Genomic DNA, 16974 nt, shown 5'->3' with positions numbered 1-16974 from the left:
CAACACCGCAGAAGTGGAAGTGACCGCCATGAGGCAGCTGGACGGCGAGCCGCATCTGGAGCGCTACCTGGAACGGCCCGATGCCGGGCCGACGGTGGTACGCATCGTGCTGGGAGCGCAACTGCGCAGGCTCCGGAAGGCGAGCGGTATCAGCCGCGAGGCCGCGGGCCGGGCGATCCGCGGATCGCATGCCAAGATCAGCCGTCTGGAACTGGGCCGGGTGAGCTTCAAGCAGCGTGATCTGACCGATCTGCTGACCCTCTACGGGGTACTCGACGCCGCCGACCGCGCGGAGTACTTCGCCCTGGCCCGGCAGGCGAACACCCCCGGCTGGTGGCACCAGTACAACGACGTGCTCGCCGACTGGTTCGAACTGCACATCGGTCTCGAAGAGGCGGCTTCGGTCATCCGGACCTACGAAGTCCAGTTCCTGCCCGGACTGTTGCAGACCGAGCACTACGCCCATGTGGTGACCCGCCTCGGATACCCCGACGCCCCGCTGCCGAAGATCGACCGCCTGGTGAAGCTGCGCATGGAGCGGCAGCGGCTGCTGACCCGGCCGGGCGCGCCCAAAGTGTGGGCCGTCGTCGACGAGGCCGTCCTGCGCCGCCCGTTCGGTGGCACCGCGGTGATGCGCGCCCAGCTGGAGCACCTGCTGGCGATACTGGAACTGCCCAGCGTCACCCTTCAGTTCGCGCCGTTCAGCGTCGGTGCCAACGCCGCCGCCGGATCCCCGATCACCATCCTTCGGTTCGCCGAACCAGATCTTCCCGACAAGGTGTATCTGGAGCAGCTGACCGGTGCGGTCTACCTCGACAAGCGCGAGGACATCGACCAGTACACCCTGATCATGGACCGGCTGTGCGTGGAGGCCGAACCTCCGGAGCAGACCGGGCCCTTCCTGCGGGCACTGCTGGACGAGCTGGGCTGATCGCCCGGCTGGGGCACTCGACCGCTGCCCCCGCCGACGGCTACTTCGCCGCCGCGTAGCACTCCACCACCGCCGTGGTGAAACCGAAGCGCACCGGCGTCGCGCCGAACGCCGCCTGCCCCGCCCGCTCGCCCGCCGCCCGCACCGCCTCGGTGACGCGCTCAGCCTCCTCGGCCGGACAGTGCACGATCACCTCATCATGCTGGAAGAACACCAGTTCGGCGCGCATGCCGGTCAGTTCCTGCCGCAGCGCGGCCAGCATCAGCACGGCCCAGTCGGCGGCGCTCCCCTGCACGACGAAGTTACGGGTGAAACGGCCGCGAGCCCGAGCCCGCGCCCCCACGCCGCTCCCGTACGACGGCACCCCCTCCTCGCTGTACGCCGGGTCGCTCCCCTCCGCCACGCCCGCGTCCGCCTCCCCGCCCGCTTCCTCCTCGCTGCCCAGCGGAGGACAGGTGCGGCCCAGCCACGTCCGCACCAGACGCCCCTCCTCGCCCGCCCGCGCCGCCTCGTCCACATAGCCGACCGCAGCCGGGAAGCGGCGCCGCAGCGCGGCCAGGTTCTTCAGCCCGTCTCCGCTCGTCTGGCCGTAGACGGCGCCCAGCAGCGCGAGCTTCGCCTGGTCGCGGTCACCGGAGAAGGCCCGCTCCGAGAGCACCGAGTACAGATCCCGCCCGCTGCTTGCCGCCTCCATCAGCCCGCGGTCGCGGGAGATGGCGGCCAGCACCCGTGGCTCCATCTGGTCGGCGTCGGCCACCACCAGCCGCCAGCCCGGATCTGCGACCACCGCCCGCCGGACGACCTTCGGAATCTGCAACGCCCCGCCGCCGTTGGTCGTCCAGCGCCCCGAGACCGTGCCGCCCGGCAGATACTCGGCCCGGAACCGGCCGTCCCGCACCCACGCACGCAGCCAGCTCCAGCCGTGCGCCGTGTACAGCCGGTAGAGCTTCTTGTAGCGCAGCAGCGGGGCGACCGCCGGGTGGTCGATCTCCCGCAGCTCCCAGGCGCGGGTGGACGTCAGCGGGAACCCCGCCCGGGCGAAGGCTCGCAGCACGTCCGCCGGCAGGTCAGGTCTCACCCGTGCCTCCGGCCCGAACGCCCGCGACACCTCCTCGGCCAGCTCCGCCAGCCGACGCGGTTCGCCGCTCCCGCCGTACCGCTCGCCGAGCAGCTCCGCGAGCAAGTCCCGGTGCACGTCCGCCCGCCACGGCACCCCGGCCCGGCCCATCTCGGCCGCGACCAGCATGGCCGCCGACTCGCCCGCGATCAGGAGCCGCATACGGTCCGGGTGCGCGACCGCCGCCGTACGGTCCAGCTGCGTCGCGTACACCTCCAGCAGCGCGCCCAGCGGATCCACGCCCTCGGGCAGGGCCACCGGACCGGCATCGAAGAGCGACGGCTGCGGATCCGCCTCCCGGGACACCGGCGGCGGGTCCGCGGGCACCGCCTGGCCGTGCAGCCGGGCCCGGGCGGCGGGCAGCGACCGCGGCTCACCACCGCGCCCCTCGTGGCCCAGCAGCAGCGTCTCCGCGGCCTCCACGTCGTAGCACCGCCGCACCGTGAGCCCGGCGGCCAGCAGCCGGGGATAGAGCGCGGCGGTCGAACGCCACACCCATCTGCCCACCGAGGGGCGCGACCGCACCGCCGTGACCACCGACTCCTCGGCACACACCGGCCCGGCAGCACCGCCCCGCTCGTCCAGCGGGCAGACCAGGGCACGCCCGTCGGCGGACTCGGCCAGCGCCCAGCGCACCGCGTCCGCCGAAACTCCGCCACCCATGTCACCCGGCATGCCGCCGAGTGTGGCACCCGGCACTGACAACGCCCTGGCGGCGTGCAGTGGGCGGCGCGGTCGGGCGGTCGGAGGGCGGCTGAGGGGCGGCTGAGGGGCGGGAACCGGATACCGGCCCCGCCCCCGGTGTCCCGCGCGGTCAGCTGATCGACTTGATCAGCTCTCCGTCGCTGGTGTCACCGCTCAGTTCCCAGATGAACGAACCGCCGAGGCCCTCTTCGGCCGCCCAGGCGCTCTTCTCCCGGAGGGTCTGCGGGGTGTCGTAGCTCCACCACTCGTTGCCGCAGTGGGCGTAGGCGGTGCCCCCGACGGTGCCGTTGGCCGGGCACCTGGTCTTGAGCTCCTTGTAGTCGTCGATGCCCTGCTCGTACTTGCCGCCTGCCGGTCCGGTGGCGGAGCCGCCCGGCTCCGACTGGCTGACGCCCGTCCAGCCGCGCCCGTAGAAGCCCAGACCCATCAGCAGTTTCTCCGAGGGCACACCCAGGCCCTTGAGCTTGGCGACGGTGTCCGCGGTGTTGAAGCCCTCCTTCGGGATGCCGTCGTAGGCACGCAGCGGGGAGTGCGGGGCAGTGGGCCCCTGAGCGTCCCAGGCACCGAAGTAGTCGTAGGTCATCGGCAGATACCAGTCGACGTACTGGGCGGCGCCCGCGTAGTCCGTGGCGTCGATCTTGCCGCCGTCGGAGGCGTCGGCGGTGATGGCGGCGGTCAGCAGACGGTCTTCGCCGAACTTCGCCCGCAGGGCCCGCATCACGTTGCCGAACGCCTCCGGGCCGCTCTCGTCACAGGTGAGCCCGCAGGCGTTGGGATACTCCCAGTCGATGTCGATCCCGTCGAAGAGACCGGCCCAACGCTCGTCGTTGAGCAGGTTGTAGCAGGACTCGGCGAACGCCTCGGGGTTCTTTGCGGCCTCGGTGAAGCCGCCGGACCAGGTCCAGCCGCCGAAGGACCAGAGGATCTTGAGGTCCGGGTGCTTCTTCTTCAGCTTCAGCAGCTGGTTGAAGTTGCCGCGCAGCGGCTGGTCCCAGGTGTCGGCCACGCCGTCGACGCTCTGGTCGGCGGTGTACGCCTTGTCGGTCGCGGCGTACGAGTCGCCGATCGTGCACTTGCCGCCCTGAACGTTGCCGAAGGCGTAGTTGATGTGCGTCAGCTTGTCGGCGGAGCCGGAGGTGTCGACGTTCTTCGCGTGGTAGTTCCGGTCGTAGACGCCCCATTCGGTGAAGTAGCCGACCACCTTGCCGGCTGCCTGGTCGGCTGCTTGATCGGCTGCTTGATCGGCTGCCCCCCGCGTGCCGGTGGCGGGCTTCTCGGCCGGTGTCTCCGAGGCGCCGGCCGTGGTGCCGGTGGCGAGCAGGCCGGCGGCCAGCGCCGCCGTACACGCGGCGCCGACGATGCCGAGGAACCTTCGACGCCGGGGACGTGCACTTCTGTCAAGGGATTCGCGCATGACTCTCCTCGAGTGGGGGGTTGTGGGGGGTTGTGGGGGGAGTGGGGGCGGTTGTGGGGAGGCAGCGGTGCTGGATGAGGTCATTGACATGCACGCGCCGCATGAGCCTTTCGCACGCTAGAAGGACTAGACCACTGCGTCAATGGTTCGGACCAACATCGCCGGTGTTCGCACCTGCGCGCTCCACGTCCGGGCGCGGGCGGCGAGCAGGTGACGGGGTGCCCCCGATCGGGCATACTCCAGACAGCCACAGCCGCTGGTCAGCCGCCGTTGAGACCCGATGGTGCGAGCACCCCGGCAAGGGCAGCAGGACCCGGCGTCGGACAGCACCCCGTGCCGCCGCCGCAGCCGACAGGAGGAGAGCGTCGCCATGCCCGAGTTCGGTCCCCAGCCGGTGGAACGTCAACTGCCCACCGAGGAAGCACGGGACCTGCTGGCCCTCGTGCGAGAGATTGCCCAGCGGGAGATCAGGCCCACCGCGGGCGAGGACGAGCACGCGGGGCGCTTCCCACGCCAAGTCTTCACCCTGCTCTCCGAGTCGGGCCTGCTCGGCCTCCCCTATCCGGTGGAGTACGGCGGGGGCGACCAGCCCTACGAGGTCTACCTCCAGGTCGTGGAGGAACTCGCCTCCGCGTCCCTGACCGTCGGCCTCGGCACCAGCGTGCACACACTGGCTTGCCACGCGGTCGCCGAATTCGGTACGAAGGAACAGCGCGCGGAGCACCTTCCCGCCATGCTCGGTGGCGGGCTGCTGGGCGCGTACTGCCTTTCGGAGCCCGCAGCCGGCTCCGACGCGGCGGCCCTGCGCATGCGCGCCACCCGCGAAGGGGGCGCGGGCGACTGGGTGATCGACGGCACCAAGGCGTGGATCACGCACGGCGGCATCGCGGACTTCTACACAGCTCTCGCCCGCACCGGTGGGGGAGGCCCGCGCGGCATCAGCGCGTTCCTGGTGCCGGGGGACGCGCCCGGCCTGAGTGCCGCGGCCCCCGAGCGCAAGATGGGCATGAAGAACTCACCCACCACCCAACTGCACTTCGACGGCGTACGCGTCTCCGCGGACCGGCTCCTCGGGGAGGAGGGCCAGGGCTTCGTCGTCGCCCTGTCCGCGCTCGCTTCCGGCCGCCTCGGCATCGCCGCCTGTGCCGTGGGGGTGGCCCAGGCCGCTCTCGACGAGGCGCACGCCCATCTGCGGACACGGCAGCAGTTCGGCAGCCCGCTCGCCGATTTCCAGGGGCTGCGGTTCATGGTGGCCGACATGGCCACCCAGATCGAGGCGGGCCGGAGCCTGCTGCTTACCGCCGCACGGCTGCGCGACGCCGGGTTGCCCTTCGCCCGGCAGGCCGCGATGGCCAAGCTCTTCTGCACCGACGCGGCGATGCGGGTGACCACCGACGCGGTGCAGCTGCTGGGCGGCTACGGCTACACGGCCGACTTCCCGGTCGAGCGGTACATGCGAGAGGCCAAGGTCCTCCAGATCGTCGAGGGCACCAACCAGATCCAGCGCATGGTCATCGCCCGCGACCTGCTCGGCCCGGAGAGCCGCTGACGGCCCTCCAGCGGGCTCCCGCGGCTCGCTCCCGGCAAATGCGGCCCGTCAGTGCCCCAGGGCCTGCGCCGGCACCCGCTGCGGGCGGGAAAGGTGCCCGCCCGCGTGCGAGAACGGCTGCATCCGCCAGTCCAGTCCCTTGGGCAAGGTCAGCAGCGCGGCCACGTCCTCTTCCTGGGCACCGCGCTCGCTGTCCGCGAGCGGGGCCTCGGCGGCGTCCCGTCCCGTCCCCGGGCACACGGTGAGACCGAACGGGTCCCAGCGGGTCGGGCAGAGCGCGTGCTCCGGAAGGCGCTCCTCGTCCGCGAACAGCGCGATCGGCTGGGCGCACTCCGGGCAGCTGACCCGGACGATCTCGTAGGTGTCGTACGCCTCGACGGTCCCGGTGACGGAAACGGGATCCGGGGCCGATTCCTGCGTACGACTGGTGGGCGGCGACTTCACGGTGCGCATGCCATTCCCCCTCTGGTGAGCCGGCGCGGCGGCTGGGCCGGGCCACAGCAAGCACTTCCCGCCGTGCCCCGCGCATAATCGCCGCGCCCCCCAGGGCACGGGCGCATCGGTGTGGTATTCCTCACACCTCGCGCTCGTGCGAGCCTCCGATCGGTCGTCCGCTGTGCCGGAGTGCGCCCGGCACAGTAGGTTGACGTGCTGTGGAGGATCTGGATCGGCACATCGTGGAACAGCTCGTCAAGGACGGCCGGATGAGCTACACCGACCTGGGCAAGGTCACCGGCCTGTCCACCTCGGCCGTACACCAGCGCGTGCGCCGCCTGGAACAGCGAGGGGTCATCCGCGGCTACGCGGCAATCGTGGACGCGGAGTCGGTCGGACTGCCGATCACCGCCTTCATCTCCGTCAAACCCTTCGATCCCAGCGCTCCGGACGACATCGCCGACCGGCTCGCCGAGGTGCCCGAGATCGAGGCGTGCCACAGCGTCGCGGGGGAGGAGAACTACATCCTCAAGGTGCGCGTCGCCACGCCCATCGAGCTTGAGCACCTGCTCGCCCGCATCCGCTCGCTGTCCGGAGTCTCGACACGGACGACCGTCGTCCTCTCCACGCCCTACGAGTCCCGCCCGCCCCGCATCTGACGGAGGCGTGCGCTCGGTCCCCGCACGCCCCACCCCGTGCACGGCGCCGCGGCCGCAGGGGCGAGACTGGGCGGGTGCCGCCCCGACCGGGCGGCGCAACAGCGCCCGCGCCACCTCGGCACGGGCGGCGAGCGAGCGACCCGAAATCTGCGCCCATCCGAACCGCGAGGCAGCTGCCGTGAACGACCCCACACCCGACCCCGCCGCCGAGCGGCCCCGCACCGTCCTGCTGCGCGAGGGCGAGGTGCACAGCCCCGCCGACCCGTTCGCCACCGCGATGGTCGTCGAGGGCGGCACGATCGCCTGGGTCGGTTCCGAGGGAGCCGCCGACTCCTTCGCCGATGGAGTGGATGAGATCCTGCACCTGGACGGCGCCCTTGTCACTCCGGCCTTCACTGATTCCCATGTGCACACTACTGCTACCGGTCTGGCACTCACCGGCCTCGACCTCGCGCCCGCCCGCAGCCTCGCCGACGCCCTGGCGCGCATCCGGACCCACGCCGCCGCCCGCCCCGGCGACCGGGTGCTCCTCGGCACCGGCTGGGACGCCACCGGATGGCCCGAACGGCGCCACCCCACCCGGGAGGAACTGGACGAGGCCACCGGCCGGCGCCCCCTCTACCTCCCCCGCGTCGACGTCCACTCCGCACTGGTCACCACCGCTCTGCTGGACCTGGTACCGGACATCACCGGCCTCCCCGGCTACCGCGCCGACGCCCCGCTGACCGGCGACGCCCACCACGCCGCGCGTACCTTCGCCCACGGCACCCTGACCCCGCAGCAGCGCACCGAGGCCCAGCGCGCCGCCCTGCGCCGCGCCGCCGAACTCGGCATCGGCTCCCTCCACGAATGCGCGGGCCCCGAGATCTCGGGCGAGGACGACTTCACCGGACTGCTCGGGCTCGCCGCCGAGGAACCCGGCCCCCGCATCACCGGCTACTGGGCGGAAGCCGTCACTTCCGCGAAGGACGCCGCACGGATCCGGGCTCTGGGCGCGGTCGGCGCCGCCGGTGACCTGTTCGTGGACGGCTCGCTCGGTTCCCGTACGGCGCACCTCCACGCGCCCTACGCGGACGCCCCGCACACCGGCAGCGCCTCCCTGGACTCCGCGGCCGTCGCCGCCCATGTCGCCAGCTGCACCCAGGCCGGGCTCCAGGCCGGTTTCCACGCCATCGGCGACGCCGCCGTCAGCAGCGTCGCCGAGGGGGTACGCGACGCGGCGCGGAAGGTCGGTCTCGACCGCGTCCGCGCCGCCCGGCACCGCGTCGAGCACGCCGAGATGCTCAGCGACGACACCATCGCCGCCTTCGCGGAACTCGCCCTCACCGCCTCCGTGCAGCCCGGGTTCGACGCAGCCTGGGGCGGCGACAGCGGCATGTACGCCGAGCGTCTCGGCCCGGAGCGCGCCGCGACGCTCAACCCGTACGCCGCGCTGCTGCGCGCCGGTGTGCCGCTCGCGTTCGGCTCGGACAGCCCCGTCACCCCGCTCGGCCCCTGGGCCGCCGTACGGGACGCCGCCTTCCACCACACCACCGGGCACCGGATCTCGGTGCGTGCGGCCTTCACCGCGCACACCAGGGGCGGCTGGCGGGCCATCGGCCGCGACGACGCAGGGGTGCTGGTGCCGGGCGCGCCCGCGGACTACGCCGTCTGGTCGGCCGGTGAACTCATCGTCCAGGCGCCCGATACGAGGGTCGCCAACTGGTCCACCGACCCCCGCTCCGGCACCCCGGGGCTGCCCGCCCTCACACCCGGCGGCGAACTGCCCGTATGCCTGCGGACGGTGGTGGCCGGACGTACGGTCCACATCCGGCCGAACGAGTGACAACCCACTGCTCCATACCGCCGAACGACGTGCCCCCGGCCTGTCGCACCACCCCGGGCCCTCCGCACTGACCTGCTGATTTAGCGAAACGCCCCAGGTCGAACAGGTGTTGACAGGCGAGGCCGTGGGACGGGTAAGTTCGGCGGAGTCCACCACAGGATGTCCGACCGGGGATTCACCGCGCAGTCGTCGAACGCCGCTGGGCCAGAAGGTGGTGCGTCGCACCGGCACACCACCACTGGGAGCCAGGTCCAGCGCCCGCGGCACGGGGGCGGAAGGTTTCCTCCAGTCGGCAGGTGCGACCCGGGTGGGGCCCGGATGCTCAGTAGACAACGGCTTTCGGTCGACCCGCAGCCAGCGGGTCCCAGGTCGGCCCGAAGGGCGCCGGGCCCTCTCCGCACCACCTCTCAACCAGCCACGGTTCGCCTACCCAGGGTCCGCGATCGGCCCTCCGCGTTGTACGGTCACTTCACCACCGCACGACCTGCAGGAAGGCCGACCGTGCCATCGGGCCCCGACACCACCGCCGCATCCGCTCCCAGCGGGCCGGCCGACGACCCGCCTGACAGCCGTGCGGACGCGTCCGGCGACGGCACGCCCACCGGCCACGAACCACCGCTCGGGCAGGACCCGCCGGACGACCGCGAGGCGCCGGACGACGGAGCCATACCTGGCGATCAGGACGGCGGAGGGCGGCCTGGTCGGGCGCGCCGTATCGCCTCCCTGGCCCGCCGCGAGGCACCGCGCACGGCGATCGCCGCCGTAGCCGGGATCGCCCTGGCCCTCGCCTTCCCACCCCTGGGCATCTGGCCGCTGTCCCTTGCCGGGGTCGCCGCGCTGAGCCTGCTCACCCACGGCCGCACGGCCCGGCAGGGCGCCTGGACGGGATTCGCGTTCGGACTGCCCTTCTTCTGCTTCCTGCTGCAGTGGCTCCATGTCGTCGGCTGGGACGCGACGTTCGGCCTCAGCGTCATCCAGGCGTTCTTCGTGTGCCTGCTCGGGTCCGGCCTCGCGGTGACCTCCAGGCTGCCGCTGTGGCCCTTGTGGGCCGCCTGTCTGTGGGTCGCCGAAGAGTGGGCCCGCGACCGTGTGCCGTTCGGCGGATTCCCCTGGGGCCGCCTCGCCTTCGCCAACGCGGGCTCGCCGTTCACGCCGCTCGCCGCCCTTGGCGGAGCACCGCTGGTCACATTCGCCGTCGCCCTTGCCGGGGCCGTGCTGGGAGCGGCAGTCCTGGCTGCCGTGCGGCTGCGGCGCGCTCCCGCCCTCAGCCGCGAGGGCGTCATGCCCGTCCTGAGAGCGGTCGCGCTCACCGCGGCCCTCATGGGTGCCGGAGGCGCCGTCCCGGTGCCCACGGACGCCGCGGACACCGTCGACATCGCCGTCGTGCAGGGCAATGTGGAGCAGCCGGGGATGGACTTCCTGGGCCGCCCCATGAAGATCCTCAACAACCACGTCGAGGCGACACTCGACCTCGCGGCCAAGGTCAAGGCGGGCGAGGAACGCCAGCCCGAGCTGGTCATCTGGCCCGAGAACGCCTCCGACCTGGACCCTTACCAGCATGCGGAGGCCAGAGCCCGCATCAACGAGGCCGTACGGGCCATCGGGGTCCCCGTCCTCGTCGGCGCCCTGGTCGACCACCCCACCAAGGAGGGTTACGTCGAGAACCAGGGCATCGTGTGGGACCCGGAGAAGGGCCCCGGCGCCTCGTACACCAAGCAGCACCCGGTTCCCTTCGGCGAGTACGTGCCCTTCCGCAACCAGCTCAGCAAGATCATCACCCGGCTCCAGCGGGTGCCGCGCGACTTCTACCCTGGTGACCACACGGGAGTGCTCCAGGTGGGCCCCGCCCGGCTCGGCGACGTCATCTGCTTCGAGGTCGCCTACGACGAAATCGTCCGCGACACTGTCAATGACGGCGCTCGCGCCCTGGTGATCCAGACCAACAACGCCACCTACGGCAACACCGGACAGCCCCAGCAGCAACTGGTGATGTCCAAACTGCGGGCGGTCGAGCACGGCCGTTCCGTGGTCACCGCCGCGACCAGCGGGATCAGTGCCGTGGTCGGGCCGGACGGCACCGTGCTGCAGGAAACCGAGGAATTCACGCGGGACGTGCTCACCGCTAGGCTTCCTCTGCGCGACGACATCACCGTCGCCGACCGCGTGGGGGCCGCTCCGGAATGGACGCTCGCTCTCGCGGGTGTTCTGTCCTGCGCCGGGGCCTGGATCCTCGGCCGCCGGGCGCGCGGCGAAGAGGGCCAGGCAGAGGGGCAGCGGCAGTGACACACGGTGGAGAACAGCGGCAGTACGGACCGCTCGGCACGGTGCTGGTCATCATTCCGACCTACAACGAGGCCGACAACGTCAGACCGGTTGTCGAGCGGGTGCGTGCCGCGGTCCCCGAGGCCCATGTGCTCGTCGCGGACGACAACAGCCCCGACGGGACCGGCAAGATCGCCGACGAGCTGGCCGCCGAGGACGAGCAGGTCCAAGTCCTGCACCGGCAGGGCAAGGAGGGGCTCGGCGCCGCCTACCTCGCGGGATTCCGGTGGGGCATCGAGCACGGCTACGGCACTCTCGTCGAGATGGACGCCGACGGCTCCCACCAGCCCGAGGAACTGCCCCGGCTGCTCACCGCGCTGCGCGGCGCCGACCTGGTGCTCGGCTCCCGCTGGGTGCCCGGCGGGCGCGTGGTGAACTGGCCCAAGCACCGGGAGTTCATCTCCAGAGGCGGCAGCATGTACTCCCGCGCTCTTCTCGACGTGCCGCTCCGTGACGTCACGGGCGGATACCGCGCTTTCCGCAGCGAGACCCTGGAAGGTCTCGGCATGGACGACGTCGCCTCCCAGGGCTACTGCTTCCAGGTCGACATGGCCCACCGGGCGGTACGTGCCGGATACCACGTGGTCGAGGTCCCCATCACCTTCGTGGAGCGGGAGCGCGGCGACTCCAAGATGAGCAACGACATCCTGGCGGAAGCGCTCTGGCGCGTCACCGCCTGGGGTATGGAGGGCCGGGTACGCAAACTTCTCGGTCGCAGGCACACTTGATGACATGACCAATCGCACACCGTTCCCGTACGAACCCCCGACCGGGGACGACCGGCAGTCCGGGGGGTCGGAGGGTGGTCCGCATCCCCGCGCCCGGGCACGCCGCTCGCGCGCCCGCACCCTCGTACCGCTGGGGATCGCCGCCTGGGCGGTGCTTGAGATCTGGCTCCTGATGCTGGTCGCCGATGCCGCGGGCGGGCTGACCGTCCTGGCGCTGCTGGTCGCGGGTTTCGTGCTGGGCTCGGTCGCGATCAAGCGGGCGGGGCGGCGTGCCTGGCGGAATCTCGCCGAGACCCTTGCGCAGAGTGCCGGTGCGGAGGGCGCGGGCGGCGCGGGTGCCGCGACCTCTGGTACCCGACCGGGTGGCGGGAACGCCCTCGCCATGCTGGGCGGGCTCCTGCTAATGATCCCCGGGCTGGTCTCGGACGCGATCGCCCTGCTGTGTCTCTTCCCGCCCACCGCCGGGCTGCTGCGGCGCGGTACGGAGCGGCTGCTCACCCGCGGTGAGCTGGGCGAGGCCGTCCGGCAGGCGCGCAGCGCGGGTGACCAGGTCAGGATGCACCGGCCCGACGGCAGGGTCGTGCAGGGCGAAGTCATACGCGACGACGAGGAACCGCCTCGGCGCGAGGAACCGCCCCGGCGCTGAGCCAGCAGGCATGACGAAGCCCGGGACCACCCCAAGGGTGGCCCCGGGCCCTGGTCGGTGCTCGGTGAGCACCGACCGGACAGACCGTGCAGTCCTTAAGCGGACTTGCGCTTGCTGTCGCGCGGATGCACCGCGATGTTCATCGTCCCCGAGCGGAGCACCGCCAGCCGTTCGGCCAGCACTTCCTCGAGCTCCTCGCGGGTCCGTCGCTCCATGAGCATGTCCCAGTGTGTACGCGCGGGCTTACCCTTCTTCTCCTCCGGCCCCTCGCCGTCCACCAGGAGGGCCTGTACCCCGCATACCTTGCACTCCCACTCCGACGGAATCTCGGCCTCAACCGAGAACGGCATCTCAAAACGATGGCCGTTCTCGCATGCGTACTCCACGGCCTGGCGTGGTGCCAGGTCGATGCCGCGGTCGGTCTCGTAGCTGGTCACCACGAGTCGCGTGCCGCGCAGAGCTCGCTCACTCATGAATCGTGCCTCCCGGGCTTGTCGCCCACAGGACAGGTGTCGCTGTCGTCGTCTTCGGGTCAACGTCCGGTCGGCGGTGAAGATTCCCGTAGCGGGACATGCGTCGCCCGTCGTGCCACGTCTTGTTGTTACCCACCGGTGCCTGGTTTGTCACATCTGGCAGGAGATGTCACCCTGTGTCGGCGCCGCGGTGGCGCGCTGTAACGGTCCTCGGCGGGCCGGAGGCGTACACTACCGGGCCTTCGCTCCAGGTTCTAAATCCGGTCTGGAGCGGGCTCGCCGGGACCGTCGCTCCCCGCCGCACTCCGCCGTACCGCCGACCGCTTCGAGCGCGCCACCACGGGCGAGGTCTCGCCGTCCGCCCCGGGTACCTCGAACACCCGCAGGAAGAACTGCGAGAGAGGCCCGATCGCCAGCGCGTACAGCACGGTGCCCACACCGATCGACCCGCCGAGCACGATGCCGGCGGCCAGCACCAGGATCTCGACGCAGGTCCGCATCAGCCGGATCGACTTTCCCGTCAGCCGGTGCAGCCCGGTCATCAGCCCGTCCCGCGGGCCGGGTCCGAAGCGCGCGGAGATGTACAGGCCAGTGGCGATTCCGTTCAGCAGTACGGCGCCCAGCAGCAGCGGGACGCGCACCGCCAGCTCCTCCGGGGCCGGCAGCAGCCAGAGCGTGGCGTCCATCGCCAGGCCGACGACGAAGACGTTGGAGACCGTGCCCAGGCCGGGACGCTGCCGCATCGGCACCCACAGGAGCAGGACCACCGCGCCGACCAGCACCGAGACGACACCGATCGAGATTCCGGAGCGCTCCGAGATCCCCTGATGGAGGACGTCCCAGGGATCGAGGCCGAGATCCGCTCCCACCATCAGTCCCGCGCTCGCCCCGTACAGCGCGAGTCCGACGTACAACTGCACCAGACGGCGGACCAGGTGTGAGCCGGACCCCTTGAAAGCGGACAAAATTGAACCCCTCCTCGTGACGGTGGCCTGCCGTGTGGCAGTCTGGTAGCCAGAAGCAGGCCAGTTCCATGGCCAATCGGCGGAAGGTGGACTGACTAAATGGCTCAGTGGACAGCAGTGGTCGGAGCCCGGCAGCTCGCTCGCCTCCTCGGCTCCCAGGGTGCGGGAAGCGGGGGGAACGCTGCGCGTGCCGGGGTGACACCGGCCCCGTACGTCGGCCCCGGCCGGGCGCGCCGGGCCCCGGCCTACCGCTCCCTGGCCGACGGTATCCGGCTGCTCGTCCTCGAAGGCCGCGTCCCGGTCGCCGCCCGGCTCCCGGCCGAACGCGAACTCGCCGCCTCCCTCGCCGTCTCCCGTACGACGGTCGCCGCCGCCTTCGAGGCGCTCCGGACCGAAGGATTCCTGGTTTCCCGCCGGGGCGCCGGCAGCTGGACGGCCATCCCCGACGGGGGGCCGCTGCCCACCGGTGGTCTGGAGCCTCTCCCGCCCGAAACGGCCGACACCATGATCGACCTCGGCTGCGCCGCCCTGCCGGCACCCGAACCTCATCTGACCCGAGCCTTCGAGCGGGCGCTGACCGAACTCCCGCCCTACAGCCTCACGCACGGCGACTACCCCGCCGGTCTGCCCGCGCTGCGTGCGGCCGTCGCCGACCGCTACACCGCTCGCGGCGTCCCCACCATGCCCGAACAGATCATGATCGCCACTGGGGCGATGGGCGGCGTCGCCGCACTGTGCCGCCTCTTCGACACCCGCGGCGAACGCGTAGCGGTCGAGCACCCCTCGTACGCGAACATCCTCGAACTGCTGCGCCAGACGGGCGCCCGGCTCGTGCCGGTGGCCATGGGCGAGGGCCTGACCGGCTGGGACCTGCCCGCCTGGCGCCAGGTGCTCCGCGACTCCGCGCCCCGCCTGGGCTACGTCGTCGCGGACTTCCACAACCCCACCGGGGCGCTGGCGGCGGAGGAGCAGCGGCGCGGACTGGTCTCCGCCGCACGCTCCGCAGGCACCGTCCTGATCGCCGACGAGACGATGGCGGACCTCCCGCTGGAGCCCGGTCTGGGCCTGCCCAGCCCGATGGCAGCCTTCGACCCGGGCGGCTCCACGGTCGTGACCGTCGGATCCGCCAGCAAGAGCATCTGGGCCGGACTGCGCATCGGCTGGGTGCGTGCCGCCCCCGAGATGATCCGCCGCCTGGTGGCCGCCCGAGCGTACGCCGACCTCGGCAGCCCCGTACTCGAACAGCTTGCCGTCGCCGGCCTGATGACGGACGGCAGCTGGGAGGAGGCCGTCGCGGCACGCCGCGTACGCGCCAGGGAGAACCGCGACGCGCTGGTGGCGGCGCTGCGCCACCGGCTGCCCGACTGGGAGTTCGCCGTCCCGTCGGGCGGGCTCACCCTGTGGGTGCGCACCGGCGGGCTCTCCGGATCGCGGATCGCCCAGGCGGGGGAGCGGGCCGGGGTCCGCGTCCCGGCCGGCACCCGCTTCGGTGTCGACGGAGCCTTCGAGGCCTTCGTCCGGCTGCCCTTCACTCTCGCCGGGCCGCTCGCCAAGGAAGCGGCCGTCCGGCTGGCCGAAGCGGCCGAACTCGTACGCAGCGGAGCCACCACCACCTTCAACGACGCCCCCCGTAGCTACGTCGCCTGAGGCACCGCGCCCGAGCGCTCCGGCAGCAGCGCCAGCACCGCCCGGCGCTGGACCTCACTCGTCGCCTCGTCGTGCGGATCGGGGGTCGCCGGCACCTGAAGCCGCAGGACCGGCCCCCCGCCCATCCGTGCGAAGCCCCGCCCGGGCGGCGGATGCGCGGCAGGAGTCGTCTGCGGCGACTCGCCCAGCACGGCCCGCACCCGCTCGTGGGAAACGGCGCCGAGGACGACCCGCGCACGGCTGTACGCGCGAACCGCCTGCCCGAGACCGTCCGCGCCCTCGAACTGCTCTGCCACCGCGACCGTCACCCGCGCCGCACGGCCGTGTCTGAGCGGCACCTCCAGCAGCTCCTGCGGATCCCGCCGCCCCTCGGTACGCGCCAGCTGACTCAGCACTACGGGCCGGTCGACCACCAGCCACAACGGGCGCCGCACATCCTCGGGCAGGGCCCGCCCAGCCTGGCGTGCGGTGCTCGCCGCGAGCAGCCGCCGCTCCGTCTCGTGCACCGCCCACTCCAGCGACGCCAGCGATCCCACCAGCGACGACTCCACCGCGAGTACCCCCCGGCGCCCCGTCAGACAGGCGAACTCGCCGGAACCTCCACCGTCCACCACGAGCACGTCCCCGTGCCGCAGCGCCTGGATCGCCACCGACCGCAGCAGCGTGCTGACGCCGCTTCCGGGGTCACCGAGGGCCAGCAGGTGCGGTTCCGTCGAACGCGGTCCGGTACGCCAGATCACCGGCGGCACGTCCCGGGAGGTCTGACCGTCCGTGACCGGCAGAGTTCGGCGTACCTCGGAGGGATCGGTGAAGCCGAGCACCGCTTCGCCGGGGGCGGTGACGAACGGCTGGGCGCAGATGTCGGTCGGCAGTGGCGCGGGCACCGCGAGTTCGAGCCGGTTGCACTCCTCGTCCCAGCGGAACCGGTACTCGCGGCCCCGGCCCGCCTTGGCGCACAGCAGTTGCTCGACGCGCAGCCGCTCCTCGCGCTCGCCGTCCCTGAAGTAAGCCGGATAACGCAGCCGCAGCAAAACGAGCCGGCCCGACTCGCCGAACGCGAACTGCTCGAAGGCCCGCTCCCACCCGCCGTCATGGGCGTACAACGGCTGCGGGTTCGGATCTTCCGGGAGTGAGAAGTAGGGCACGAGTGCCTCATAGACGGCCTGCAGCCGGGCTCGCTCCTCGGGGCCCGGCCCCGACTCGGGCGGTGTGCGGTCCCGACCCTGCCACCCTGCCGCGACGATCACGGCCACCGCCGCGAGAACGGGTCCGTACGGCATCAGGCCCACGGTCAGCAGGCCCGCCGCCACCAGGCAGAGGGTCGGGCCGCGCCGTTCCTTGGGCGTACGGCCCCACCGGGCCCGTGCGACGACGGCCAGCCGCCCGAGACCACGAGCGATCGCGACCAGCGGATGGAGTACAGACAGCGCGCAGGCTGCACCCCTACGCGCGGCATGGCGACTCTGGCGCGGGCCCCGCGAGCCCCCTCCGCCCCGTGTGAGCAACCCGGGCAGCGGTCGCAGGACCACGCCGAAACCTCCTCCCGTCCCGTCAGGGA

The 16974-nt window shown here is 72.1% G+C and carries 14 protein-coding genes; 8 read left to right on the top strand and 6 right to left on the bottom strand.

Going from position 1 to position 16974, the window contains the following annotated elements; translation table 11 throughout:
- The first annotated feature begins 19 nt into the window (after positions 1 to 19).
- On the top strand, positions 20 to 931 hold the full coding sequence (locus LHJ74_RS00785) for a Sco1979 family transcriptional regulator (protein ID WP_375546633.1): 912 nt from the start codon (positions 20 to 22) through the stop codon (positions 929 to 931).
- A 40-nt stretch (positions 932 to 971) separates the two neighbouring features.
- Here the strand turns inward: LHJ74_RS00785 and LHJ74_RS00780 are convergent, their stop codons facing one another.
- Both LHJ74_RS00780 and LHJ74_RS00775 read right to left on the bottom strand, forming a co-directional pair.
- Positions 972 to 2723 (bottom strand): bifunctional 3'-5' exonuclease/DNA polymerase, encoded by a 1752-nt coding sequence (locus LHJ74_RS00780; protein ID WP_260215400.1) that lies wholly within the window; start codon positions 2721 to 2723, stop codon positions 972 to 974.
- Between the two features lie 139 nt (positions 2724 to 2862).
- The gene (locus LHJ74_RS00775; RefSeq protein ID WP_260215399.1) at positions 2863 to 4167 is read right to left on the bottom strand and encodes a glycoside hydrolase family 18 protein; all 1305 of its coding nucleotides are present in this window, start codon (positions 4165 to 4167) and stop codon (positions 2863 to 2865) included.
- Between the two features lie 370 nt (positions 4168 to 4537).
- On the opposite strand from LHJ74_RS00775, the gene LHJ74_RS00770 reads away from it, so the two are divergent.
- Complete coding sequence (locus tag LHJ74_RS00770; protein ID WP_260215398.1) at positions 4538 to 5716, top strand: acyl-CoA dehydrogenase family protein; 1179 nt, start codon at positions 4538 to 4540, stop codon at positions 5714 to 5716.
- 48 nt (positions 5717 to 5764) lie between these two features.
- Here LHJ74_RS00770 and LHJ74_RS00765 read toward each other — a convergent pair whose 3' ends face one another.
- A complete protein-coding gene (locus LHJ74_RS00765; protein WP_260215397.1) occupies positions 5765 to 6169 on the bottom strand; it encodes a hypothetical protein in 405 nt (134 codons plus the stop codon).
- Positions 6170 to 6369: 200 nt separating this feature from the next.
- Between LHJ74_RS00765 and LHJ74_RS00760 the strand changes: the two genes are divergently transcribed.
- The 5 genes from LHJ74_RS00760 (at position 6370) to fxsA (ending at position 12331) form a co-directional block, all read left to right on the top strand.
- Complete coding sequence (locus tag LHJ74_RS00760) at positions 6370 to 6810, top strand: Lrp/AsnC family transcriptional regulator (RefSeq protein WP_260215396.1); 441 nt, start codon at positions 6370 to 6372, stop codon at positions 6808 to 6810.
- 178 nt (positions 6811 to 6988) lie between these two features.
- Positions 6989 to 8635: an amidohydrolase gene (locus LHJ74_RS00755; protein ID WP_260215395.1), complete on the top strand. Its 1647-nt coding sequence runs from the start codon at positions 6989 to 6991 to the stop codon at positions 8633 to 8635.
- A gap of 501 nt (positions 8636 to 9136) precedes the next feature.
- On the top strand, positions 9137 to 10918 hold the full coding sequence (lnt, locus tag LHJ74_RS00750; RefSeq protein ID WP_260215393.1) for an apolipoprotein N-acyltransferase: 1782 nt from the start codon (positions 9137 to 9139) through the stop codon (positions 10916 to 10918).
- The gene (locus LHJ74_RS00745) at positions 10915 to 11685 is read left to right on the top strand and encodes a polyprenol monophosphomannose synthase (RefSeq protein ID WP_260215392.1); all 771 of its coding nucleotides are present in this window, start codon (positions 10915 to 10917) and stop codon (positions 11683 to 11685) included. The genes lnt and LHJ74_RS00745 overlap by 4 nt, the downstream gene beginning before the upstream one ends.
- 4 nt (positions 11686 to 11689) lie before the next feature.
- A complete protein-coding gene (fxsA, locus tag LHJ74_RS00740; protein WP_260215391.1) occupies positions 11690 to 12331 on the top strand; it encodes an FxsA family membrane protein in 642 nt (213 codons plus the stop codon).
- A gap of 95 nt (positions 12332 to 12426) precedes the next feature.
- On the opposite strand, the gene LHJ74_RS00735 is transcribed toward fxsA, so the two are convergent.
- Together LHJ74_RS00735 and yczE are read right to left on the bottom strand one after the other, a co-directional pair.
- Positions 12427 to 12804 (bottom strand): RNA polymerase-binding protein RbpA, encoded by a 378-nt coding sequence (locus LHJ74_RS00735; RefSeq protein ID WP_260215390.1) that lies wholly within the window; start codon positions 12802 to 12804, stop codon positions 12427 to 12429.
- Between the two features lie 254 nt (positions 12805 to 13058).
- Entirely contained in the window at positions 13059 to 13769 is a 711-nt protein-coding gene (gene yczE / locus LHJ74_RS00730) for a membrane protein YczE (RefSeq protein ID WP_260215389.1), read from the bottom strand.
- 99 nt (positions 13770 to 13868) lie between these two features.
- Between yczE and yczR the strand changes: the two genes are divergently transcribed.
- Complete coding sequence (gene yczR / locus LHJ74_RS00725; RefSeq protein WP_260215388.1) at positions 13869 to 15416, top strand: MocR-like transcription factor YczR; 1548 nt, start codon at positions 13869 to 13871, stop codon at positions 15414 to 15416.
- Here the strand turns inward: yczR and LHJ74_RS00720 are convergent.
- On the bottom strand, positions 15404 to 16945 hold the full coding sequence (locus LHJ74_RS00720; protein ID WP_260215387.1) for a hypothetical protein: 1542 nt from the start codon (positions 16943 to 16945) through the stop codon (positions 15404 to 15406). The genes yczR and LHJ74_RS00720 overlap by 13 nt on opposite strands.
- Positions 16946 to 16974 lie beyond the last annotated feature (29 nt).

Origin of the sequence: Streptomyces gossypii, assembly GCF_025165795.1 — a bacterium.
Classification (GTDB): Bacteria; Actinomycetota; Actinomycetes; order Streptomycetales; family Streptomycetaceae; genus Streptomyces; species Streptomyces gossypii.
Note: the sequence above shows the minus strand (reverse complement) of the source record. Positions and strands in the feature narration are given on the sequence as shown.